The organism is Colwellia sp. Bg11-12, from assembly GCF_014076955.1.
Lineage (GTDB): Bacteria > Pseudomonadota > Gammaproteobacteria > Enterobacterales > Alteromonadaceae > Colwellia_A.
Map to the genome: position 1 here is coordinate 41,307 of NZ_JACGUZ010000081.1, position 25,258 is coordinate 66,564.

The 25,258-nt window shown below is 39.8% G+C and carries 17 protein-coding genes; 4 read left to right on the plus strand and 13 right to left on the minus strand.

Annotated features, from left to right (window positions below; genetic code table 11):
* Positions 1 to 50: 50 nt before the first annotated feature.
* Both H4J39_RS17385 and H4J39_RS17390 read right to left on the minus strand, forming a co-directional pair.
* Positions 51 to 1,370 carry a metallophosphoesterase gene (locus H4J39_RS17385; RefSeq protein WP_182229607.1) on the minus strand — a complete coding sequence of 440 codons (1,320 nt, stop codon included), beginning with the start codon at positions 1,368 to 1,370 and terminating at the stop codon, positions 51 to 53.
* A 61-nt stretch (positions 1,371 to 1,431) separates the two neighbouring features.
* A complete protein-coding gene (locus tag H4J39_RS17390) occupies positions 1,432 to 4,230 on the minus strand; it encodes a TonB-dependent receptor (RefSeq protein ID WP_404842698.1) in 2,799 nt (932 codons plus the stop codon).
* Between the two features lie 394 nt (positions 4,231 to 4,624).
* On the opposite strand from H4J39_RS17390, the gene H4J39_RS17395 reads away from it, so the two are divergent.
* Entirely contained in the window at positions 4,625 to 5,563 is a 939-nt protein-coding gene (locus H4J39_RS17395) for a diguanylate cyclase domain-containing protein (RefSeq protein WP_182229608.1), read from the plus strand.
* A complete protein-coding gene (locus tag H4J39_RS17400) occupies positions 5,560 to 6,633 on the plus strand; it encodes an AraC family transcriptional regulator (RefSeq protein ID WP_182229609.1) in 1,074 nt (357 codons plus the stop codon). The genes H4J39_RS17395 and H4J39_RS17400 overlap by 4 nt, the downstream gene beginning before the upstream one ends.
* A 117-nt stretch (positions 6,634 to 6,750) precedes the next feature.
* Here H4J39_RS17400 and H4J39_RS17405 read toward each other — a convergent pair whose 3' ends face one another.
* The 5 genes from H4J39_RS17405 to H4J39_RS17425 all read right to left on the minus strand — a co-directional run bounded on the left by H4J39_RS17405 (position 6,751) and on the right by H4J39_RS17425 (position 15,168).
* On the minus strand, positions 6,751 to 7,392 hold the full coding sequence (locus tag H4J39_RS17405) for a DUF998 domain-containing protein (RefSeq protein ID WP_182229610.1): 642 nt from the start codon (positions 7,390 to 7,392) through the stop codon (positions 6,751 to 6,753).
* A gap of 72 nt (positions 7,393 to 7,464) precedes the next feature.
* Positions 7,465 to 8,091, minus strand: a complete 627-nt coding sequence (locus tag H4J39_RS17410) for a DUF998 domain-containing protein (protein WP_182229611.1) — start codon at positions 8,089 to 8,091, stop codon at positions 7,465 to 7,467.
* Between the two features lie 156 nt (positions 8,092 to 8,247).
* Complete coding sequence (locus H4J39_RS17415) at positions 8,248 to 9,216, minus strand: alpha/beta fold hydrolase (protein WP_220462249.1); 969 nt, start codon at positions 9,214 to 9,216, stop codon at positions 8,248 to 8,250.
* A gap of 295 nt (positions 9,217 to 9,511) precedes the next feature.
* The gene (locus H4J39_RS17420) at positions 9,512 to 12,220 is read right to left on the minus strand and encodes a TonB-dependent receptor domain-containing protein (RefSeq protein ID WP_182229612.1); all 2,709 of its coding nucleotides are present in this window, start codon (positions 12,218 to 12,220) and stop codon (positions 9,512 to 9,514) included.
* 161 nt (positions 12,221 to 12,381) lie between these two features.
* A complete protein-coding gene (locus H4J39_RS17425; RefSeq protein ID WP_182229613.1) occupies positions 12,382 to 15,168 on the minus strand; it encodes a hypothetical protein in 2,787 nt (928 codons plus the stop codon).
* A 471-nt stretch (positions 15,169 to 15,639) separates the two neighbouring features.
* On the opposite strand from H4J39_RS17425, the gene katG reads away from it, so the two are divergent.
* On the plus strand, positions 15,640 to 17,814 hold the full coding sequence (gene katG, locus H4J39_RS17430) for a catalase/peroxidase HPI (protein WP_182229614.1): 2,175 nt from the start codon (positions 15,640 to 15,642) through the stop codon (positions 17,812 to 17,814).
* Positions 17,815 to 18,017: 203 nt separating this feature from the next.
* Here katG and H4J39_RS17435 read toward each other — a convergent pair whose 3' ends face one another.
* From H4J39_RS17435 to H4J39_RS17460, 6 genes are all read right to left on the minus strand, one after another.
* Positions 18,018 to 19,127 carry a HupE/UreJ family protein gene (locus H4J39_RS17435; RefSeq protein WP_182229615.1) on the minus strand — a complete coding sequence of 370 codons (1,110 nt, stop codon included), beginning with the start codon at positions 19,125 to 19,127 and terminating at the stop codon, positions 18,018 to 18,020.
* A gap of 53 nt (positions 19,128 to 19,180) precedes the next feature.
* Positions 19,181 to 20,245 carry a lipopolysaccharide assembly protein LapB gene (locus H4J39_RS17440; protein WP_182229616.1) on the minus strand — a complete coding sequence of 355 codons (1,065 nt, stop codon included), beginning with the start codon at positions 20,243 to 20,245 and terminating at the stop codon, positions 19,181 to 19,183.
* A 48-nt stretch (positions 20,246 to 20,293) separates the two neighbouring features.
* Entirely contained in the window at positions 20,294 to 20,848 is a 555-nt protein-coding gene (locus tag H4J39_RS17445) for an Ig-like domain-containing protein (RefSeq protein ID WP_182229617.1), read from the minus strand.
* Positions 20,849 to 20,859: 11 nt separating this feature from the next.
* Positions 20,860 to 22,413, minus strand: a complete 1,554-nt coding sequence (locus H4J39_RS17450) for a DUF4331 domain-containing protein (RefSeq protein ID WP_259368881.1) — start codon at positions 22,411 to 22,413, stop codon at positions 20,860 to 20,862.
* A 195-nt stretch (positions 22,414 to 22,608) separates the two neighbouring features.
* Positions 22,609 to 23,307, minus strand: coding sequence for an anti-sigma factor domain-containing protein (locus tag H4J39_RS17455; protein ID WP_182229619.1), 699 nt, complete (start codon positions 23,305 to 23,307; stop codon positions 22,609 to 22,611).
* Complete coding sequence (locus H4J39_RS17460; RefSeq protein ID WP_182229620.1) at positions 23,304 to 23,834, minus strand: sigma-70 family RNA polymerase sigma factor; 531 nt, start codon at positions 23,832 to 23,834, stop codon at positions 23,304 to 23,306. The genes H4J39_RS17455 and H4J39_RS17460 overlap by 4 nt, the downstream gene beginning before the upstream one ends.
* A gap of 557 nt (positions 23,835 to 24,391) precedes the next feature.
* Here H4J39_RS17460 and H4J39_RS17465 point away from each other — a divergent pair.
* On the plus strand, positions 24,392 to 25,162 hold the full coding sequence (locus H4J39_RS17465; protein ID WP_182229621.1) for an ABC transporter substrate-binding protein: 771 nt from the start codon (positions 24,392 to 24,394) through the stop codon (positions 25,160 to 25,162).
* The last annotated feature ends 96 nt before the right edge of the window (positions 25,163 to 25,258 follow it).

Below are 25,258 nucleotides of genomic sequence, written 5' to 3' on the forward strand. Positions count from 1 at the left end.
TCAATGAAGTGCTCATCTTTTATTATCAGGTCACTATGACCAAAGAGCCTTTATTTATAGACATTATCTTTACGATACGAAAAAGTATGCGTGTATTCGGGAACAAGGGTTCCGCTTTTATTACGTGGTGTTGTAAAGAAATCAACCTTGAGTTGGTCAGTGTTATTGTCGATGTTAACGTGCGCGAATCCCCAGACAAAACTTTTTGACCATATCAGTTCATATTCTGGATAGTATTTTTCCTGATGATCTGCAAAAGGCGAATGCTTACCACGCATTTTAGACGCAGCGCCACTGATAATTAATGGCAGAGGATCTTCACGTTTAGCCGCTGGATAAAGTGAACAATCATCGGTTAATAATTCTAAATCATGCTCATGACCTGCAATATAAGCATCCGCATATTGACAAAGTGTTGGCATAATGAGTTTACGCAAAACATGACCTTCACTATATTTTGAACCACCAATTGACCATAAAATATGATGCCCATAAACCATTTTCCATTTAGCCGTTGAGTTAGCTAAACCGTTTTTCAGCCATTGAATTTGCGCTTTATCTTCGCCATTTTTGGGGCCTTCATGTTCTTCATGTGCTTCAAGTTTTGCAGTGCCATTCGCCAATGCCACTTTAAGTTCGCCTTCGCTTCCATCTGGATTCAGTGGTATTTCATAAAAGGTTTGTCCAGCCAGTAGCATGTTAGTATCTAAAACGAAGAATTCAACTTCATTTCCCGGCTCTCCTTGGGTATAGCTGTAGTAACCTTGCTTATCCATATGAAAATTCTTTTTCTTACCCATCCATTGGGTTTGCAGTGCCACACCTTGTCGAGACGTTTTCCAGTCATGATTCCCTAGTGCCGAATAAACAATGAATGCGGACTCTTCTTCAAACAAGGGTAATAATGGACCTAGAATTAAATCGTCCATACGTTTTTGGTCATCTTTACCGTCATTAGCATCAGCGCCGTCTGGATAAATATTATCACCCAACTGAATACCAAACTCACAATTACGTTGCTTACATAATGTGGCCATTGCTTTGCCTACGGGAATAGCTCCACTTGCTTCAGTGGCAATTTCAGTATCGGCATAGACATGAATAGGTGCATGATCAAATTCGTCGATTGGACGATAATCTTCTAACCAATCTTCTTTTTCTTTTTCAATAAATTGAGTTTTGTTACGTGGGTTTTCTATGTGCTTTTTCTTGGGGTAGTCAACGCTATAGCCACCATCACCAAACGCTAAGAAGCTAATGGGTTGAGCTATATTAGTAGGTTTTTCTGAAGTTTTTACATCATAAGCTTGCTGGCAAGCTACGGTAAAAAGTAGCGTCGCGGTTAATAATGAAGAGTTAAGTATTTTCATATTGTCTGTCGATTAACACAAGGTGCGCCTAAGCTAACACCTTGTGTTATATGCGCCTGTATTAAAGTGAGTTAATAGTAAAACCAAGTTCAAATGAAGCACCGTACTCTTCATATTGATAGTTGTACGCGTCGCTACCGTGGTAGATATACATTGGCTCATCCGTTAAATTTACCGCGTTGAAGTAAACTTGCAGGGTATCACTGATGTAATACTTAGCCGTGAAGTCGACCTGTGTATGGTTGTCTTCATAAACTGAAGTCTGGTTATCTATAAATTGAAAGCTTTTGCTTTTATAAGAGGTACTAAGTCGAGCACTAAATTTATTATTTTCATAACCTAACATGATGTTCCCTAAGGTATCTGCTTGGTTTGGTAATGCTTCATCAGTATCAACAAATGTCCCGTTAGCACTGATAAAAAGACCTGAAGTAAAATTTTTCGTCCATGCTAGCTCTAAGCCAGTTAAAGATGCTGAACCTCCATTAATGGGTTGCAATACTTCTTTATAACCATCCCATTCACCGTTATCCTGCACTTCAGTCGATAAAATGTAGTTGTCGATATCTTTATAGAACAAGCCCGCAGACAATACACCGATGTCGCCTGGATAATATTCAATGGAGAAGTCTAGGTTAGTAGATTCGTAAGGGTTAAGTTCTGGGTTACCCACTTCTGCTTTGCGCTCTGTTTTAATTTCGCCCTCATCTTCAGTCACTTCACTCTCAACAAGTTGGAATGCTGCTGAGTCGCCAAATGTTGGGCGAGCGATGGTTTGTGTAAAGGCAAAACGAGCGACTATTTTATCTGAAGGGGTATATTTTATGTTTAGACTTGGCAGTAAGTGGTCATAATCTTTTGTTGCTTTCCACGGTGAAATATCGACTCTTTCGTCATCATTTACTTCGTCAGCGATCAGTTCAACGCGGTTACCTAAAGTGTCAAAGCTTGTATTTTCATAACGAAACCCTGTTACTATTTGCCAGTTATCAATATCGAGTGTCATCATTGCGTAGGCAGCAGTAATGTTCTCTTCACTTTCAAAAGATCCCCCTGCACTTTCTATAGAAGAGTCCAACGGGTTAATTTCAAAGCTATTACGATTTGATAATACATAACTTTTCAATGAACTTTCATCCAGACCTGGACCAAAGTCACCTAAGTTAAAGTCGGGTGATGATGTACCGAACTGGGTTGCAGTAATATCATCAAAACCACCATCAAAAATTACCGCATCAAGCCGCGTAAACTTCTCACGTGCTTGGTGCTTAACACCAAATTTGAACTGACCATTATTATTTTTCCAAACAAAATCGCGCGTTAAATCGACTTTAACGCTTAGCGCCTCATCTTCAGATAAGTTATTTTCGTAGGCAATTTCATTCATTTCGAAGTTATTTAAATCATGCGCTGCTTCAGATTGTGTTAACTGTGGCACATTACCTGTTGACAGATAACCTATAGCTAAATCTTTACCTTTAAAGGCAACATCTACTCGGTTTGGCTCTTTTTCAGAAGACTTTGAGTAACCCAGATTGTATTCAACTAACCAGCCGTTTAACTGATTTTCGCCGCCAAGTACTAATGAAAGGATTTCTTGCTCTTCAAAACGGTCTTTAGTATCCCGTTCCATATCAGCGTCAATAAATTGAGCAGAATTGTCGTTGTAACGGGTTAGGTCAATATTGCCTTTATCGAACTTATATTGATTACGTAAGCGAAACTCATCATCTGAGAATCGGCTGTATAAGGTTCTAAAGTAATATTTATCGGTCGTTGAGGTGTGCAAGTCTAAATTTAATGCTGCACCTAGACGTTCACGGGTAATCTCATAATGGCGTTGTTCAATTTCTTCTGCTGAAAATACTTCTACATTGTCACCGGTTGCATTGTCTTTATATTCAAATTCATCCCAACCGCCATCTGTTTCAACATTATGGGAACCAAATTTGCGTTCAAACCATGAAAAAGCAGTTGCGACACCTAATTGGCTATTTGAAGATAAGTCAAAAACATCAGTGAAACTACCTGATAATTTTGGGCTGGTATCTTCCATTAATGCATTATACGAACCTTGAGCGGTTGCATTATAGCTTCGGCCTTGTCTATCAAAGGCACTTAAGCTTTTTATTTCAATTGAACCACCGATAGCACTTGCATCCATATCAGGGGTAACAGACTTACTCACTTCCAAACTTTGAATAAGCTCTGAGGGAATAACATCCATAGCAACACTACGAACACCTGACTCTGGCGAAGGTACATTCAAGCCGTTAATAGTGACATTATTTAAGTTCGGATCGATACCACGAATAGTGACAAAGCGCCCTTCTCCTTGATCTCGTTGAATAGACATACCGGGTAAACGCTGTAATGCTTCTGCAGCGTTTTGATCGGGTGATTGACCTATAGTATCAGCACTGACAATTGACATTAATTTGTCAGCATTCTTTTGGCGATTAATAGCGCCAGCCTGCCCTGCACGTTGGCCATAGACAATAATGTTATCTAATGCTTCTGTACGCTCACCAATAACAAAGGTTTGTGCTGGGTCACTATCAGCGCTAATGGTAATTTTTCTTTCTACTGTCGGTGCGCCGATATAGGTGATTTCTAAACTATATTCGCCTTCAGGTAAGGCAGGAAAACGAAATGAACCATCTCGAGCAGAAATAACGCTGATACCAAGCTCTTTAATTGTGACTTTTGCGCCTTCAAAATATACCGTGTTTGACGAATCGGTAACACGACCATTAAATGACACGTCTTCAGCTAAAACAGTGCCACTAAATAATACCGCTCCGCAAGAAATAGCAATTGCAGTGCGCTTAAATTTCTGCAAAGAATTCATTTTTATCATTGTTTATACTCAATTTTTTAAGTGTTTAGCTACTGAACAACCTAATTATTTAACGCTATAATCTAGTGATTTAGTTCAGTGACACGGGTAGTTAAAATGCATTGACGAAGACAGTAGCGAAAAAATATGACAAAAATATTTCAATTGTTTTTCACAACGATAAACCCGTACTATTTATCTCGATTTTACCACTAGCATTTATCCCTTTGAGCTAATTAGACCTTGCAAAAAAACAAAGTAATAACGCCTCCCTCCGATGAAAAAAGCACTTTAAAATAAAGTTCGCTCAACAAGAGTAAAAAAACTGTCACTTACGTGAGCTAATATGACCCTTTCGCTAGTGTTAATTGATTCATATGCTGGTGCTCTTAGCTAAAAACTTAATGTTGAAACGATGAATTACACTTTTTTACGCCTGCATAAGGCCTTATTTTTTTATCTTATTGTCACTATCACATTCATTGTCAGTGGTGCATTTAGCATTGGCACACTAAAACGGGAGTTCGAATTCGACTGGTTTGATGCCATGGGTGAAGGAGGAATAACCTTGATGACCCTTATATGGATATTTTTTACATTAGTCAGTCGCCCAGCAGGCCGAGTAACGAACTTATTATTTATTGGCTTAACGCTGACTCACGTTTCAATGCTTTTAGATTTTCTGGATGAATTTGTACGATATCCTCAAGATTGGGCATGGTTGACCACAATAGAATCATTACCAGCCCCGGTAGGCATGGTGATCATGACATTTGCTTTATATCATTGGCATCAAGAGCAAAATTCAATTAATAACCAATTACGAAGAACTGAAAGGTTTTATCGAGAGCACAGCTTAACCGATTTTATTACCGGGCTTTATAGCGCTGATTATATGAAAAACCAGATAACGCTAGAGATTAACCATAATAAGGCACAGAATTCTTCGTTTGCTTTAGTGATGCTAGATATTCGCAAATTTTCTCAATTTAATGAACATTATGGCTATAAAAATGGTGATAATTTACTCAGAGAAGTCGCGCTACTTATTACGATGAATATCAGAGATAGTGATTTAGCCTGTCGTTATGCAAGCGACCGATTTATCGTATTGATGCCTAATACCCATCAAAGTACGGCTGACGAAATTGCACAGCAAATCAAACAATCAATAGAGCACCTTGCTTATAAATTAGACAGCACAAGCCAAGCAATATATTCACAGGTAAACACTTGCAGTCACCAATATCGTGGCTGGGATAATTTTGAAGAAATCCTTGCTGATATTAATCAACATTTATTATTAGCAAAATCAGTTAGCCGTCAAAGTGATAGTAAAAGACTTAGCGCGTGAAGCATTATTTTGAGCAACAAGATAAAGTAATTAAAGATTTAACTTTGGTTATTTTACTTGTCGATATTGCCAAACAGCGAGGTATTCACCCCGATAAACTCTTAAAGGGAACAAAGTTATTTCAGCATGATCTATCCAACCCTAATGTGGCGATATCTCAGCAACAGTTCTCGCAATTAATTTACAACACGATTAAATTTATCAATACACCTGAAATTCCTTTTTTGCTGGGCAGTCGATTATTTCCGACACAACTTGGTCAAATCGGTTTAGCGTTAAGTAACGCTCGTAACTTACAAGACATGTTACGGATAATAAAATGCCATCAAAGCAATATATTTCCGTTTATGTTCTTGGTAGAAAAGCGCCACCAAGGTAACCGCTATTTAATTTTCAACCACGCCATCACTATTGAAAGTGATGACTATCATATTTTTATGTGTGAATTACTGGCTAGCCTTGTTATTAGTGCCCTAAAGTGGCGAATGAAAGGCTTACCCGAGTTACATATTCGTTTCCCGTATCAGCGACCTGACTATATTGAACAATACCAAGCTTACTTTGCCCAAACGTTCCGATTTATTCCTAAGATCGAATCATTATTTAATCGCTCAAAAGTGACAGGTTATTTAGGCTTACAAATATCATTTACCGAAAGCCTAATGATGAAATTATTTGAGGAAAGTAGCCAGATTATAAAAAATTACCATCTTAATCAACTAGAGCGGAAGCGTTTTCCTGTTGGAATAATTCAATCTATTTTACAAGGTTTTGAAACCTGTTATGAGCAGCATAATGAGGTAACACTAGAGAAAGTTGCTGCAAGCCTTGCTGTTAGCCCTGCAACATTGAAAAGAAAATTAGCTTTACATCACACTAGTTATCAGCATTTATTGGACCTTTATCGCCAACAACAAGCCATTTTTCAGTTAACCGAACAAGGTCATAGTAATGAGAAGGTTGCCAATGCTTTACACTTCTCTGACATAACTAATTTTCGCCGTTCATTCAAACGCTGGACAGGCTTAACACCGAATGCACTTAAGCAAGCATTTGAAGGTTCTTCATAAACTTATGATTTTAAACAAATAGAATAAACCATAATTTACCTTTGTTAAAATAATTAACCCTTAATGTTTTTCTAATAACGATAAATAAAGGCCTGAATTTAAATTAGTATAAACGTCCTACTGTAAATTATTGTTAGCGCTTAATAGTCGCCAAGCGCTACTACAAAGTACGCTATAAACAACACATTCCCCAATACGTTGTAACAGGCCACGAATCTCTAGCATCGCTTCATCGAGCATCAAAACAAATAAAATTTGCCATAAACAAGACAAAACCACCCAAAAAACTCGCTGTAAAACAGAGATTTTTGGTGTGAATGAAAGCAAGAACAATCCAAGTGATGTTGATATGAAGGTAACCACGGCAAGGGCATTGTGCATCAATTGACTCATACCTCCATCAACAGGGCAGCCAAAATCGCATGGAGAAAATGCTGAGCCCATGTAAGCAATAGGCTCGGCAATAAGTAGCCAGTATCCTATGCGACTGATGCCGCGAACAGGTGCTTTATCAGCTGTAACAAAAAGTAAAAGGCTTGCTAGAACACCAAATAAAAAGAAGCCAAACCAACTGACTATTCCTGCGTAAGGAGTACCTGTTGCATTAAGTTCACTAATAAATTGGCTAATGTGAGAATAGTCAGGTTTGAGTGCAGCACCGCCAAATAACATCATTAAATAACTGATAATAACAGCGATAACAAGCCAACGTTTATTGATAGTTTTTCTCCATACTGCAGTAAAATAGCTATGTGCCATTAAGGACGCAAATAATAAACGCTCAATTTTTATTTAGATATAAAGTAAAAATGTAAACGGTTCTCTATAGCGTTATTTTTCAGACAAGAACTTTCTCAAATGATAAGCAAAATATATAAACCACAAATATATCATGAAATCCAAGCTACGCTGAACACTACCAACAAAAGCTAATTTAGGATCTAAATTCAAAAATGCGTAGATACATAAACAACCAATACCGTAGCTGAAAATTTTAAACGTTTTAGATTTAGCCCAAAATGATGAACCTGATGAAATAACAAACATGGATACTATTCCAGATAAATAACCCGGGAACGCAGATAGCATATGAATATTATGTGACAGTGATGGTGTTGTAGGGCGGCATTCAAAATCGCAAGGGAAAAAAGAAGCAACACTGAGCGTAACGCCATAAAGTCCAATAAAGCACAATCCGCTAAAATTGACCTTTGTCTTAGGAATAACAGAAAAGCATATCAATACAAAAGCAAGCATGAACAACTCTGTTGGCATGAACCCTATATAATTAACATAATTTCCGTGCGGCGAGCCTGTTGCGCCTAGTTCACTAATAAACTGCGAGGTATGGCTATAGCCAGGATAAAACAGACCACCTATAACGATCGTTGCTGTAAACCATAAAAGACTCAATATCGGTAAAGTTAACAGTAAATTTTTCTTATTAACGCCATACATTATTTATAACATCCTTATTTTAAAATAATTGTTTTATGAGAGCACAAAGCAAGCCATAAAAATACCAGTTTTAAATCAATAAATTAAAGAAGGTGGTAAATATTATAGTGATGAAAAAATCAAGTTTTGGCTAAAATCACGCTAACCATTTGAAATTTACTGGTGTTTTCTAAAAAAAGCGATAACGGCCTGATTAAATAATGCTGGTTGTTCCCACTGCACAGCATGCCCCGCTTCTGCAACCACCAGAGTCTGGCTGTTAGGTATTTCGCGTGCTGCAGCCCTCATCATTGAAGGGGGTTGATATAAGTCAGCTCCACCTGCAATAAAAAAAGTAGGAATATTACCCGCTCTCATTTTCTCCCACGTAATATTACTTTTAGCTTTTTGACCATGCCTTTCGCCATTCCCCCTCGACTTTTCTTCCATATCAATCCACTGACGAACACCTTCAGGGTTTGCCCAACGATATGAAGCACCCAGTTCTTTAAATTCAGGCGGTAAACCAGCAAAGCTCTTAGGGAGAATAAAATCCAAACGTTCGTCAATATTTTTGTCCCATAAGCCAAAAAGGCTACAAACGATAACCATGCTAAGCAGTTTTTCAGGATATGACACCGCATAATCCGAAACAGCAAAACCGCCTGCGGCGAGACCAAGAATATGAAATTTGTCGATATTTAGATGAGTAATTAACGCATTAAGGTCATCAGCATAGTTACCTGTATCAGCGGCTGAACCGGCTGGGGAACCATAATAACCACGTCGAGAGTATGCAATAACTCTAAAGCCCGCAGCAGAAAGAACAGGTTGCTGATAAGGCCACGTTAACGCACTTCCTCTACCGGGATGAGACAACACTACTGCAGGGCCTTCCCCGCCAGTGTCCCAATAGTAAAGTCCTGCGCCACCAGATAAGGGCAATACACCTTCAGTAGCTTGAGCTTGTTTAGGGCTTGGTAAGTAACTTAAATCTTTGGTATCTGAACGTTCACAACTCTCTTGTACGCTTGCTTGAACACGATTGCTAACCATAGTGCTTGATACCGCTAAAGTAGCAATCGCTGTCGCTTTTTTCAGAAGTCTTCTTCTACCCGTACTGATTCGCTCTACAACTTTTTTCAATTTATCTTCCTTAATTAAAAAGCCTGATTAATAACTGGCGAGTGATTCTCGATAAACCATTGATGAGCTAATCATATACGGTGGGGACTTACCTGTAATGACTATATTGTAAGCATATATTATTTCATGCTCACATTGTTAATATAAATAATATCAATATTTTACATTGTGATTTCAGTAATAATTAAGGAGACGATCAGATATTTACACAATCAAAAAAATTATTGTCTAACAATAAAAATGGCTATCAAATTACTTTGATAGCCATTTTTTATTCATTAGCAACGGATATTAACTAATCAAAATCCCATTTAAATGAAACATCAAAAGCAATGCCTTTCGTTTCACTACGAAATAAAGTGTCAGAAAACTCTATTTCTTTACTTTCATCCAGTAGGTTTTGTACTTTGAATTTTAACGTTGTTGAATAGGTAGGATAGTAGGTATATACCATGTCAAGTGAATGAAAAGGTTGTTCATACTTGTCGTCTTGCCCTTCTATACCTGGAATAATAATACGTTCACCAAAGACATTATAGGCCACTGTCACTGAATGATTACCGTTGGGTGCATCGTAACCTAAGTTTACGTTTACCACATATTCAGAATGACCTGTCATTCTACGTGTGGGGTTAGTAATGGCTGCAGAAACCCCAGTTTGTTCAACAACCCGTTGCGTGTTGATATTTATTTCAGAGTCACTTAAGGTCACGTTACCCGACAAGAAAAAATCGTTGCCGTTCATGCCAGCAAAATCACCCAAAAAGGCAAAATCTTTCATGAACTCTACTTCAACACCATAAACTTCACCATCATCAGCATTTGCAATAACAATAAGAGGTGGACCATCTTGGCCTGGTGATTGAACTGATTCTATAGGATTTATCATATCTTTGTAGAACAAACCAACGGATAAGTTTTCCCCCGTATTTAAGTACCACTCCCAACGTAGATCGTAGTTTTTAATATCGGTTGTTTCTATCCCCGCAGTCCCTCGAATAGGATACCCGGTTAACGGGTCAAGGTAGGTTGATGGAGCAACTTCGCGAATATCTGGGCGTATTGTGGTTTCACCATAAGAGAAGCGAAACTGAACCTCATCACTCATCATGTAAGTAAGCGCTAACGCCGAATATATATCATCTTCTTTAAAAGAGAGTTTCTTTAAATCAGCTTCTGTTGGCTCAGACGGTAAATCAAAGCGTCCCGTTGCAGGGTCTAAAGGAGCAACAACCTGACGGTAATCTTCCCAGCGAAAACCACCACTGATACGCCAAGTATTGTCAATAAACCAATCAGCCTCAAAGTAATAAGCATCAGTCATTTGTGCTGAATAATAGTCATCGCCCATTACAGAGGTGTCTCGAATAATCGTTTCACTGCCTTGTAATGGATGATTAAGAATAATATCGTCAGTTAAAATATCATTCATTTTATTACCACTAAGACTAAGTTCCTTAAAGGCTAAGGTATTTACATCGATACGTCTCGAAAAAGCGTCGCGGGTTTTCTCAATAAAGTCGCCACCGAATTTAAGCTCTAATTCTGATTGCGAAAATGTCACGGGCAAAGACAGGTTAAAACCGCTGTTTGCTACTTTATCTTCCAAGTCCTGAAAGGAATAACGAGTAGCAGTTGAAGCCTTACGTAAACTACTTTCGTTAGCAAGATCAAACACACCGTCTTCGTTTTCGTCACTCAATATGTAGCGCGTAGAAACATTACCAGGCGCGTAGCGACTTGAACGAGCGTCTGAGTATTTCCAATCAAAACCTATGTTCCACAGCCATGGCAGGTTGTGCGTGCCACGAAACTGGTTAGCGATCATCTCACGCTCTTCGTAGCTAACATCACTGTCTCGAATGCGAAGGCCGTCGCTAAGTAACACGTTATTGGTATTACCGAGTTTGTCTTTTATCTCGTCGGCAGTATCACGTAGCACAATTAAACTATAATCAAGGCGATGATCTCGGTCGTATTCTACGCCTAAGTTCAACAGACCTGACCATTTCACCGAATGTTCAGTTGAGGTAACTTGGTCAAACCCCCTAACTAAACTCCATGAATCGTCAGTGTTATTGCGAAAATCTTGACCTTCGTATAATTCACTTACTTGCCATTCATTGTCATATGATAAAGAAGTTAAGTAGCCCCAGCGATATTTACCCTGTTCAAATTTATCACCAAGCACGATATCAAGCCCAAAATCTGGGGCAATATTTTCTTTAACGGGATCGTAATCACGATTAAGCTGCGACGCTATTGCACGATTTTCATCTTGACTAAGATTTTTTAATGGGCTGTGGCTATTCCATAATTCTTGTAATTTTTTTGGTGCCGCGCGAGTGCCGTCATCTTGGCCACGCCAATCATCACTACCGCCATTGTAAGTGAAACCATCATCGAAATTTTCGGTATTGCCCCCGACATTACCCGACATATTAAAAAGAAAATCTGTTGGAATACTTTTTAATCGGATATCAACATTGCCGCCACCAAAATGTGCCGGCATTGAAGGTGAATAAGATTTTTGTACCGATAAAGATTCGATAATCGACGCTGGAAATAAATCAAGTGGTATAACACTTCTTGTAGGATCTGGGCTAGGTACAGCGGCACCATTTAATTGTGTGCTGGAATAGCGTTCACCTAAACCACGTACGTAGATAAATTTGCCATCGACTAATGTTACACCAGTAACACGTCGTAACGCGGCTGCAGCATCACTGTCACCGGTGCGTGAAATTTGCTCTGCGCCTAAAATATCAGCAATAAAGGCTTGATTGCGGCGCTCTGCAATAATAGCGCTAGCGGTGCCTTTTAACCGACTTACTTTAACAACAACTTCTTCAATAGCCTCATCTTCTGCTGATGTTTGCTCTGCTACTGCTGATGTCGCTGAAAAGCTTGTTAATATTGCTAGCGCTAAACAGTTTAAACTAAAACGATTATTATTTTTTTTTACTTTTAGTTTGTTGGCGCTATGCCTTAATTCTTTGTTCATCGTTAACCTCGATAGAGTCTCTGTGCTTGCTTTTGATGAGCTTTTTCTGCTTTGATAATCGCTTGCATCAGGTAGGTTGATTGAGTGTTGATTAGTTATGCTGGTATAAAAATGCGAACACTGATTATTGGAATAAACAGTGCTCGCCTTGCAACGTCTAATTATTCTTCAAGACCTACTGTCCATCCTGCTGTCCAGTTTTTCGCTTTCGTTACCGCACCTACATGGTCAGCATTTTCAAAAAAGCTGTTACCGGTAAAGTCTTTAGGTGTTGTGGTATCGATAGTGAAAATGCCCTCTAGTACCACACTTGTATTTGCAGCCGTACTGTTTTCAGTATTATCGTTAATGAACCAGCTCATTAAGTCAAAAGCAGTATCGCTAGAGTCTTTTGTGCCTTTAAACGCTTCATCACAAGCTATAACAGAATTGCTCATTACCGTACCACCAGATTTTGCTTGGTCTACAGTTAAACCTGCTTCAAGTTCTAGACATTCGCCCATGCCCGCAGGACCTGTAACAACAAAGTTATGCAGTTGCGCTTTCGTGCCTTCTCGAAGATAAACACCTTCAGAGTCTTTATCGGCTGTGTCAAATGTATTGCCTATAATGGTCATGTTGGCAATGCTTGGGTTTGATTGTGGTAGCTTGTTCGGTGTTGAACCGTCGTTATCACCTTCGATACCACGGTTTGCTTCACCATTTTGTGGGTCGTGCTTAACTAATACGTATTGTAAATTGCCACGAAAACCATTATCCCAATCAACGCTGTCATCTTTGTTAGACGTTAATACCACGTACTTAAGGTTAACGGTGCCACCAAAAAACTCGATACCATCATCAGCATTTTCATGTACTTGAATATATTCTACTTTCGTACCAGAACCAACACCACCAAACGTGATACCGTTCAATTCGTTGTCTGGTGCTATTTCATAACCTGCATGCTTAACAACGACATAACGTAATGTACCTGAGCTGTCGGCATCGTCTGTGCCGCCAAAGACTGCACCATCTTGAGCACCTTCAATTTGAAGTGCACAATCACTGCCATCCGTTGGACATTTATTTGATGTCGCATTACCCAAAAGTACAATACCACCCCATTGTCCCGCACCTGTTTCAGCGCCCGTCAAATCTTGACTTGACGTAAAAGTGATTGGTTTTGATGCGGTACCATTCGCCTGGATTTCTGAGTCACGACTCACCACTAAGTAATCGCTACCTGAACGGCCATAAATGGTTGTACCCGCTTCAATGGTTAACGTTGCTGAGTTGATTTTATCGCCACCAACAAAAACAGCGCCGTTTAGGGCATAAACATTATTAGCGGTTAACGTTAAATTGTTAGCAATAACACCGCTTAATTGACAAGTAATGTTTGAGCCATTTACTGAAGAAATTGCCGATGTGCCAGTAGGACAACCTTGTGTTTCTGCCTGAGCCGTTACTACACCACCACCGTAACCAAAAGCCCAACCTTCACGCCAATCGTTACCCGCGTTATTAGCACTGTCAAACGCGCCAATGTAGTCAACGGAGTCAAAAAAGGCATTTTGTGTATTAGCGACATCTTGTCCGGCATTCTCAGCAACGAGTGGCGAGTTAGCATCAGGAATACCGTTTTCATTAATTAAAATAGAACTACTGATACTATTAGATGTTTCTGCACTGAACCATGCTTCGAGGTCAAGCAAGACACTACCGTCTTCCGCTTTAGCATTTTTGAAGTTTTCACTGTTATTACAGGCCATAACACTGTTTTGCATAACAATTTTTCCACTATTAGCATTATCAACCGTTACAGAGCTTGTTGAACCACCTTCAATTTCTAAACATTCACCCATTTCACTGGTGCCTGTTACAACCGTGTTAAATATTTTTGCTGCGGTTCCTTCGCGTAAATAAATACCTTCTGAGTCTTTATCTGCACTGTCAAAGTTATTACCGACAATGGTTAAATTAGCAATAATTGGCGCTGACTGTGGCTCTTTATCAGGAGTAGAACCATCGTTATCACCTTCAATACCACGGTTTGCTTCGCCGGCATTTTTAGCATGTTCTACATAAATATGTTGCAGCATACCTTTATAACCATTGTCCCAATCGATACTGTCATCTTTGTTTGCTGTTAACACTAAATGCTTAACATTGACCGCACCGCCAAAAAATTCTACGCCGTCATCGGCATTTGAATGTACTTGAATATAATCAACCGTTGTTCCTGAGCCAACACCACCAAAGGTAATTCCATTTAGTTCGTTGTCGGGCGCAATTTCAAACCCGGCATATTTAACAACAAGGTATTTTAAAATACCTGAATTGTCTTCCCAGTTTGTGCCACCAAAGACAGCCCCTTCTTCTGCGCCTTCAATTTGAAGAGAACATGCACTGCCATCAGTAGGACATTTGTTTGAAGGTGCATTACCTAGAATAACGACACCACCCCATTGACCTGCTGTTGTTTCTTCGCCTTTAACATCTTGCAATGAAGTTAAAATAATAGGTTTAGTTTTTATGCCTTCTGCCATTATCTTCGCATCGCGATGTACAACAACATAATCACCGCCTGATTGCCCAAACATAACAACGCCAGGCTCTACAGTGAGTGTTGCCCCTGCCATTACTTCTAATGCACCACTAATGGCATAAAATACCGGCTTGCTGTCGGCACTGGCAACTAACGTCATATCACTGCTAATTTGTCCATCAAGTACTTGTACAGCAACATCAAAACCTAAAGCACTTGAAACATCTTGTCCCAAAACAGAACTAGACTTACCCGGTAATTCAGTCACTACGGGATCGGTAGGCGTTGGGTTAGTAATAGTCGTATCACCCACTGAATTATTCACTTCAGATGAGAGTTTAATATCGCCACCACCACAACCGGCTAAAGTAATAGCACAAGCTAGCGTACTTATTTTAAAGAGTGAATTCATTTGCATGTTAGTCTGCTCCGCAGAAATTATTAGAATAAAGTTGCGGCTATCCTACTGGGGTTAAATGACAGAAATGTTGAAGTAATATGTAGTTTTTATTTAAGAAAGATGACACAAGTGTTACAAGGTAAAAATGAGTAATGCGCGGGTAACCCGCAAAGATAAAATAGTAAATAGGAAGCCGTACTGTTTTTTCTAACGAATCATCCATTTCATACAACTGAAACATTTTCCCCATACGTTTACACGTTATAAGCGTATTTAATCGTAAAAAACTAAGGTTTAAAAAACTAACAGAATGAGATACGTTATTAAGTCATCTAGCACTAAGAAAAAATGCGGTTTTTACAGAATGTACTATGATGTAATTTAAAAAGATTAGGTGTATTTCAAAGTGATCATTTAGCGTCATCATATCGTATTATTCTCACTATTATCTAAGACCGTTCCGTACCGATTAACGAAAGGAAATTGAATATGAATGAAAAAAAAACAACAACAAGTGGAAAATGCCCAGTAATGCACGGCGGTGCCACACAAAGCAGTACGTCTAATATGGGCTGGTGGCCAAAGTCGCTTAATCTAGACATTCTTCATCAACATGATAATAAAACGAATCCGATGGGAGCCAATTTTGATTATAGAAAAACCGTAAAAGATCTTGATATCACGGCCCTTAAGAAAGATATGCACGCATTCATGACCGATAGCCAAGACTGGTGGCCTGCTGATTGGGGACATTATGGTGGACTAATGATCCGTATGTCTTGGCATGCAGCAGGGACATACCGTATATCAGATGGCAGAGGCGGCGCAGCTACAGGTAATCAGCGCTTTACCCCCATTAATTCTTGGCCAGACAACGCTAACTTAGATAAAGCGCGCCGTTTACTATGGCCGATTAAAAAGAAATACGGTAACAAACTGAGCTGGGCTGATTTAATTGCTTATGCAGGGACTGTTGCCTATGAATCTATGGGCTTAAAAACCTTTGGATTTGCTTTTGGTCGTGAAGATATTTGGCATCCAGAAAAAGATACCTACTGGGGTTCAGAAAAAGAATGGCTTGCTCCTAGTGGCAGTGAAGGAAGCCGTTATTCGGGTGAACGTGATTTAGAAAACCCGTTGGCAGCGGTAATGATGGGCCTTATTTATGTTAACCCGGAAGGTGTTGATGGTAAGCCAGATCCGCTTAAAACAGCTCATGATATTCGTGTAACGTTTGAACGTATGGCGATGAACGATGAAGAAACTGTTGCGCTAACTGCCGGTGGTCACACCGTAGGAAAATGTCATGGCAATGGCGATGCTTCACAAATAGGTGAAGAGCCCGAAGCGGCCAATATCACTGAACAAGGTTTAGGTTGGAACAACAAAACCAAACGCGGCGTTGGTCGCGATACAATAACAAGTGGTATTGAAGGTGCATGGACGACGCATCCTACCCAGTGGGACAACGGCTATTTTTCGATGTTACTCAACCACGAATGGGAGCTCAAAAAGAGCCCTGCTGGTGCTTGGCAGTGGCAACCGATAAATATTAAGGAAGAACATAAACCTGTTGATGTTGAAGATCCATCTATCCGTCAAAATCCAATTATGACTGATGCCGACATGGCGATGAAAATGGACCCGGCATATAGAGAGATTTCAGAGCGTTTCTCTAAAGACCCAGCATACTTTTCTGACGTGTTTGCGCGTGCATGGTTTAAACTTACGCACCGCGATATGGGGCCAAAAGCGAATTATATCGGCAGCGATGTGCCACAAGAAGATCTTATCTGGCAAGACCCTGTTCCAGCAGGTGATACTGGTTATGATGTTGAATCAGTGAAGAAAAAAATAACAGCAAGTGGTTTGAGTATCAGCGAAATGGTCTCTACCGCATGGGACAGCGCGCGAACATTTCGTGGTTCTGACAAACGCGGTGGCGCGAACGGTGCTCGTATTCGTCTTGCCCCGCAAAAAGATTGGCAAGGTAACGAACCCTCGCGTCTTGCTAAGGTGTTAGCCTCGCTTGAAACTATTGCAGATGATAGCGGTGCAAGTATTGCTGATGTCATTGTTTTAGCAGGTAATGTTGGTATTGAGCAATCTGCAAAGGCGGCTGGCTTTGACGTAACCGTTCCGTTCTCACCAGGGCGTGGCGATGCGACAGATGAAATGACCGATATAGATTCCTTTGAGGTATTAGAGCCAACCCATGATGCTTATCGTAACTGGCTCAAAGGGGACTATATTGTTAGTGCAGAAGAACTCATGCTTGACCGTACACAACTGATGGGACTTACCGCTCACCAGATGACAGTGTTAATTGGTGGTATGCGTATGCTTGGCACTAACTACGGTGGCACAAAGCATGGGGTATTCACTGAACGCGAAGGTGTATTGTCAAACGACTATTTCGTTAACCTCACCGATATGAATTACACGTGGAAACCAATGGATGATAACCTCTATGAGGTCCGCGACCGTCATTCAGATAAGGTCAAATGGACAGCAACACGCGTTGACCTTATCTTTGGTTCTAACTCAATTCTTCGTTCATATGCTGAAGTTTACGCGCAGGATGATAACCAAGAGAAGTTTGTTGCTGATTTTGTTACAGCATGGGCGAGTGTGATGAACGCTGATCGCTTCGATTTAGTCTGATGATTAGCTAAAATTTCACGCCGCTATTTACCGCGGCGTGAATTATTAATCTAGCTAACTTAGTAAGTAGCGACTTAAAAGTATTGCACCCGCAATACTTTTAAGTCGCTATAAACCCTTCAACCCAATAGCTGGAATGACCCAGTATCCTTCAAAACTATCACTTGAGCTATAAGCCATTCCATTAGCAATAATTTTTAAGTTTACCAGCGCTCTACACTCCATTGCACGGCCATAATCGCAATTATTAGAGATCCAACATGTAGAACACCTCTCGTATAAAACGTGGTATTACGTAATAAAATTAATATCGGCAGTAAGATAACAAGTATCGCTAACTGGCCTATTTCAACACCAAGATTAAAGGCGAGTATACTCAGTAACTGTTGAACCGCAGGTAAACCTAATTCTCCTAAGACACCAGCAAACCCCATACCGTGTAACAAACCAAAAGCAAAAGTTAGCCAAGCTAAACGTAAAACCACTGGCCAAATATTATTTAAAGCGGTAAATAAAACCGATAGAGCAATGCCTAATTCTACCCAACGACTGCTTGGGCTTAACCAGCCTAAGGCGGTCGCTGTTAACGTTAGCGAATGGGCCAAGGTAAATGCACTAACGATCCATACGGTGTTAGTCAAAATAGTTTTAACGCTTGATATAGCTTGCCACTTTTTATCTTTTCGCTGAAGTACTGCTGGCAAGAGCAAAGCAAGCAAGAACAGGATGTGATCTATGCCAATCCAAATATGAACAACGCCTTGATAAACGAACTGTTTGAATGTTGTCCACGCACTGCCTTTGCTCAAATCTATATTAATTTTTCGCGTACTGTCGTCTAACACTATACTGTGTAAATGATTATCATCACCAATATTGAGGACCACTTCATGGCTACTATCTAAGGAGAATATCGCACTGTAGGCAACTTCTAGTTCACCACTTATTGGGCACTGCCCTGAAAAATCAGTAACAGCAAAAGCTTCATTAGCATGGTCCTGTAAGCGTTCCATGATCTCAAAGCGCAGGTTACACGACAGGCCGCCACGACTTAATAATAAGTGTTCCGCCAAATAGCTAGCAATCTCGGCTTGTCGACTCTTAACTTCTCCCCAAGTCAGCTCACCGTTTTCATTTATATCTAAACCGACAGCTAATTCCAAGTCGGTTAAGCTCAATTGCCACTCGCCACTGATTCGACCTGTGTCATCTATTTCGGCAATAATATAACTGGTGCTCAACTGATGAGCCGCGACAGAATTAGCTAGCATTAATGACAGACCGATTAGCCATAGTTTTAACCACTGTTTCATATTTTTATCTCACTACTTTTCTGTTTATTAAGGCTGTTGTATAAATATGTAACTTAGCCATGAGGCGAACTTTCAAATAACTTTTGTGCGGCTAACGCGCGTTTGAGTAGTCGCTCATCCGCCCCTAACTTGGCTTGATGCCAATTGATTTCAGCCCAGCGAAGCGCCTTAATAGGGTGAGGAACAATATCGAGATAATATTGAGCTATATCTGCAGCATGAGCAGTATCATTTCGTTGCAAACGTATTTCAATACGTTGGGTGAGTCGCAACTTCCATAGGTTACCTACTGAGTTAGTCGATTGTTCTGCAAGGGTTAAACGCAGCAGTAAAGCATCATCAAAACTGTCACTGGCTTCAACAATAGGACCGAGTGTATCAAGTACCATTTGACCTTGTCGTTGCGCTAAATAAATATCAGCCCATAACGCTAAATAACTAACGGGAGCCTGCGCTAAGGGATAACCCGATAAATGATCAATAGCTTGCTCTGTTAGCCCCTGTCGGTAAGCAAGAACAGCTAAAATTTGTTTAAGCCACACTTGTTGTTCAAGCGGTATATTACCGGCATCCTTAACGATATTTTGTAGCTGTTGGTAGCTCTGAACAACTTGCCCCTGCTCAGCACTCACTTCTAGCAAGCAGGCACTACTGACAAAAAGGCTGCCATGACCCAAAACCTGTAAACAAGCACTTTTTGCTGCAGCGAGATCACCTTGCACCATGTGAATATTGGCTTTCATTAGCCAAGCAGCAACGTTACCTGGCTGATATTGAAGTATCTGAGTAAGTAGTTGTTGCGCCTGATTAAATTGATGATAATGCTGCAATACAGTCGCCGAATAAAATTGTAATTGTAGATCATTAGGATCGGCTGCCAATAAGGGTTTAAGTAACGCACCCGCCCGGCCATAATAGCGACTTGCTAAGCCTGGTTTACTCGCATCGTTGAGCAGTTGCGCGATAAACACTTTTGGTTGTTGTGCAGATTTTGGTACCGTCCAACGAGCAACGACACTTTGATTAGATTTGGGTACATAACTTTCTGAATATACCGGACTTGTGATGCCTGTAAAAGCCAATAATAACAAGTAGGTGAGGTAACGTAGTATAGGCATATTATTATCCATAAAAGGGCGCCGTCCTTGGCGCAGTCAAGCTGGGTTTTACTGTGAAAATAAATCGTCGTATGCGGCTGGATCTTCAACATCTTTAATGAACGCACGACCATTTAAGACCAAAGGTTCATCTGTCGGTTGCTGATTAAAGGCAGCACGACTATTACTGGCAAACGATACTTCTAGTGTTTCAATAGTAATGTTAACCCTGCCCAAAACGGCCGGATTAATTCCATCAGTCACGTTAAAGGTAAAACTGTCCCTACCGGTTAACTCGTCATTAGGTTGGTAGGTAAATTCACCGTTGCCATCAATAGTGACCATACCTAACATCGCTTGTTGTTCTAAGCTAAAGGTTAGGCTGTTACCATTAGCATCAGTTGCACTTAACATATCGGTGATCGGTGTTTCTGTTTGCGTGATCAAATCGATTGTTATTGTCGTTGGTGATACATTTTTTATAGCCTCTGGCTCTTTTTTATCGTCACTATTAGAGAAGTTACACCCTGATATTATCAGTGTGGTAACTAAACTCAGCGCAATCCCTTTTAGCTTAAAAGCGTTATTAATATGTGAAACTGTATGTCGTTTATTATGTTGCATAATAGTGTTCCTTATTTAGAACCTGGTAACGGCATTGCTAAGTATGGAAAGCTCGTATCCATCATCGAGGCATGACTTGGCGCGCCATCAGTAAAGGGTACATTACCAACACTTGCATCTTCTGGTGCACATAAGCCCAAATCTGTATCTGTGCCATTAACAGGAATTGGGTAACATAAACGACCCATAACAACACGAAGCGCAATATCTACCACATCATCTCCTGGTCGGCGACCATTTGGAAAGCCAGCTAAATCGTCACCAGCAACACCAAAAGATGACTGCATATCGGCCGCCACTGCGGCAATACCAGTATTTAAGCGTAGCATTTCAGCTGCGGTCACTGTTGATAACTGATTAACACCTGGGAAACCTGTTAAAAATGCGGTAACTAAATCAACCCTAGGAAAATTAGTGGGTGCCAACGTTTCGATATTGGCATTCAATGTAGTATTAACAGCATCTCTAAACAAAATATTGAGCAACTCAGGTAACGTTGGATGCGTCACATAATCAGCAAACTGACCATCACCACTTGGGTGTGAGCTTGAGAACTTATCTTTGTCTGCCAAGCCAATAACCAATTCATTTACCAAAGGAGAGCCAAGACGGGAAACTTGCGTCAATGCACCACCATTGACTTCAGTGTTATCGAAGCTAGCATTTGGATTCAAAATTCTAGCCTGAGGTAAACTTGCTGTTGTCCAACTGCCAATCACGCCATTACCTGTGCCAGTTAAACAAGCAGTTGGTACCTCGATAGCAATACTGGTAACATTTTTGTCCGCTAAGTCATCATTCGTTGCTGATTGCGTAATTCCTCCAGGAAATCCCGCTGCATCGCCAGCACTGGGGGCGCTGTCACCTTCAACAGGCACGAAATTAACTAAATCAAATACCTTACCCAAATTTACTGTAAATGCGTCTTTACGCTGACCAACAAATACTTTTGCTGGTGCTTCACACCCCGGAATAGCGGCTGAATAGATGTGGCTATTAGCATAAGCGGAATACTGCTCAGCATTAGAAAATGTTTTGTTACCGATGTAATCGAGCGGCTTATCAAAACTTGCCCCGCCCGAAGTACTGTTAGTAACAGCAGCACTGGTACCCGTTCGCATTGGGCCAGAAATCATATTAACCATGTAACTTTCAGAGAAATTGGCCGCACTTTTATCTGCCATACTGATGACACCAACATTTTTAAGTGGCACACCAACAGATTTTTGTTCACCCGCAGTGCCAACCATTAAAGCAACACCGTTATTATTATTGGGTAACATCTGGTTGAAATTAAAAGTAAAGGTTATGTCTTCAACTGCGTCACCATCGTTATCAATATGTATGGCATAAGTTGCAGCAGGATCCATTGCAAAATAGTTTGGTCCACCGTAGGCATCTTGTAGAGGAATATAATTTGCGATGAGTGTAACGTAATCACCACGACCTGCTTCATAACTATTGAAGGCATAAAAATCGGTTGAATCGACTGTTGGCATACGTGTGACATTAGGTGCTTCACGGTGGCTTGATGCAGATACCGCTTGAGACAACGTTGCACTCATTATTGCTGATACAAGTAGTGTTAGTTTAAATTTTTTCATGACGTTTCCTTTATAATTTATAGTTCTTAATGGTTACTTTCTTGAAAGCTCATTAAGTGAAACGACTGAGATTACAAATTGGATGCAAAAAAGATAAAAAAAAGCGAAACTTTCGTTTCGCTTTTTTAAATCATACTTATGAACCTATAAAATTAACTAAAGAACAACCAATTTAGACGTATATAACACGGTGGTTGGTAAGCCATTAGGTGAGCCCCCAAGCGGTTCTAAACTAACCGCTAAAGCAGCAATCTCAATTTGATCAAACAACTTAGGTTTGTTTAAGATTAACTTTCCTGTTTTGGGTAACAAGCCTAAAGATATAGGAGCTCGACCATCAGCTGCTACTATCCATAATTGGTAATCAGCATTAGCCTTCGCCACAAATTGCTTTGTTGCTTGTACGCTAATTGTATCTGCACCAATTTCTAGTGCCCATAGCAAGTCAGCTTGTTCATTGCTCATCAAAGCGAGTTGCTGAACCTCGGGTTGAAGTGGTGGCTGAACGCTAAATAACATCACTGCAAGGACGATTGCAGCCGCCGACGCTAAACCAGCAATGCTTTGCCAAATTCGAGGTTTTGTCTTAGTTATTGCCACAACATTGGTTTGTATTGGCTCAGTAACAAAACCCAACTGACTTTCTATACGCTGCCACACACAAACATCAGGTGTCACGGGTGGAATTTTTTGGCCCAAACCATTGAGATTTTGCTCCCAGGTTTGGGTTGCGTCACTGATCAGCGGGAATTGCATCATCAGTTTTTGAAAGCGCTGTCGAGCAGGCCCACGCAAAGTACCGAGTACATATTCTGCAGCAAGCGCGTTTTTGAGGTCTTCAGATTGATAATTCATGGCGTTAAACAACTCTGTAAGCTCATAAGACCACGCCTTATCCAGCTTTTAATGGTACCCAGTGGGTTATTTAGGTGTTTGACCACCTCTTGATGAGAGCAACCATTAAAGTAAGCTAAGTAAATAGCTTGTCGTTGCTGAAGATCTAACTGCTGTAAACATTTATCGAGTAAGAGTTGTTCTGAGTCACTTATTTTGTCATCGGTGTTGAGATCGAAGCTTTCATTCTCTACGAGTTCATCTTCTTTTCTAATTTTGTGATAACGTAAAATGTCCAGCGCGCGGTAACGTACAATACTGACCATCCAGGTCAATACTGTGCCCTTACCTGTACGATATTCCGATGCGTTATGCCAAATACGGACGTAAGCTTCCTGCAAGGCGTCTTCAGCCAACTCTCTTCGTATTAACATTTTCAAACTTACCGCATAGAGCTGTTTACTGGTCGCTTGATACAGTTGAGAAAATGCCTTTTTGTCACCTTGGGCTGACGCACTAAGTAATGCTAAGTGCTGTTCATGTTCCATTATTTATTGCTCTTTTTAAGGAAAAGTTACGTACACGCACAAGATACTAACCTAAAGAGTCATTATTTAGCTATCACCATACTTGCAGTAAAATAAATGGTAATAGTCTACTAATAGAAAATTTATAGCGTAAGAGGAAAAAAGTAGTAGGAACAAATGTGGATCGTCATAAATAATGAAATGGCATCACCTTATGAGAAAATTTGACATATTATTTACGTTTTGTGATTATCTCTACTCTTTGAAATCAACCTCCCTTATGCTCACTAATGCCAACAAACCTGACCTAATTCACTGGTCAAAACACCCATGTTTTATGTTCACTTTGATACGATACCGGACGTTAACATCAATCGATTTTTGAGCTATACTTAGTGTTCGTGAGACGTTGAGCTACCTTCATCGTGATAGACAACTAAGCCACCAAAGCCGACATTAAATAGTTTAACTAATAATATAAAGGTCATATAAAATCTCGGATTAGAATAAAGAAAAATCCAAAAGTTACCTCATAGGGATTATACTTTTATATAAATTATTATTAGGATGTGGTGTTAATGAAGCTAAAATATCAATTATTATTACCTCAACTAAAAAACTATTCTTTTTTTTTAGTAGTCAGCTTTACTTTTTTTTCTAATCTTATATCTGCTGAAGATAAGTTTATAGTCGCTGTAGGTTTAGCAAAACCTCCTTATGTAATTCAAGCTGATGACTCTGGCTTTGAATTAGATTTAATACGCAATGTTTTAAAAAAAATGGGGAAAACAGCTACTTTTGTTTATACCCAGTTTGGCCATTCATTTAAAATGCTTGATGTTAAAGAAATTGATGCAGTTATAACGACAAATAGCAAGGTTTTCACTGATACCACTAAACTTAGCGATATATATATTACCTATCAAAATATCGCTATCTCATTAAAGAAAAAAAATATAAAAATAAATAACATCAAAGAACTAGAGTGCTTTTCTATCGCTTCATTTCAAAAGGCTGATAAAGTATTAGGAAAAGATTTTGCTGATGCTAGTAGCAAATCACCTTTATTTTTAAAAATAGCAGATCAAAGCCAACAGCCGCAATTATTACTAAAAGGTCGTATCGATTTATTGATTATGGATATCAATATTTTCAAATATTTTACTCATGAATTGAATATGAACAATAATGACATAACGAGGCTATTTACTTTCCACCCAATATTTCCTGAAACCCATTATAGAATGGCATTTAAGAATAAAACCTATATTCCTCTTTTCAACGAAACATTAGTCAAATACAAGCAAACCGATGAATATTTAGTTTTGAGAGAACACTATAATTTATAATACTTATTGGATAATTCTGTCTTCACAATAAATACCTAACGGTAGCAATAGGCTCTGAGCTGTCGTTAGTAACTCAAAAGCAAAGCGTACCAAACA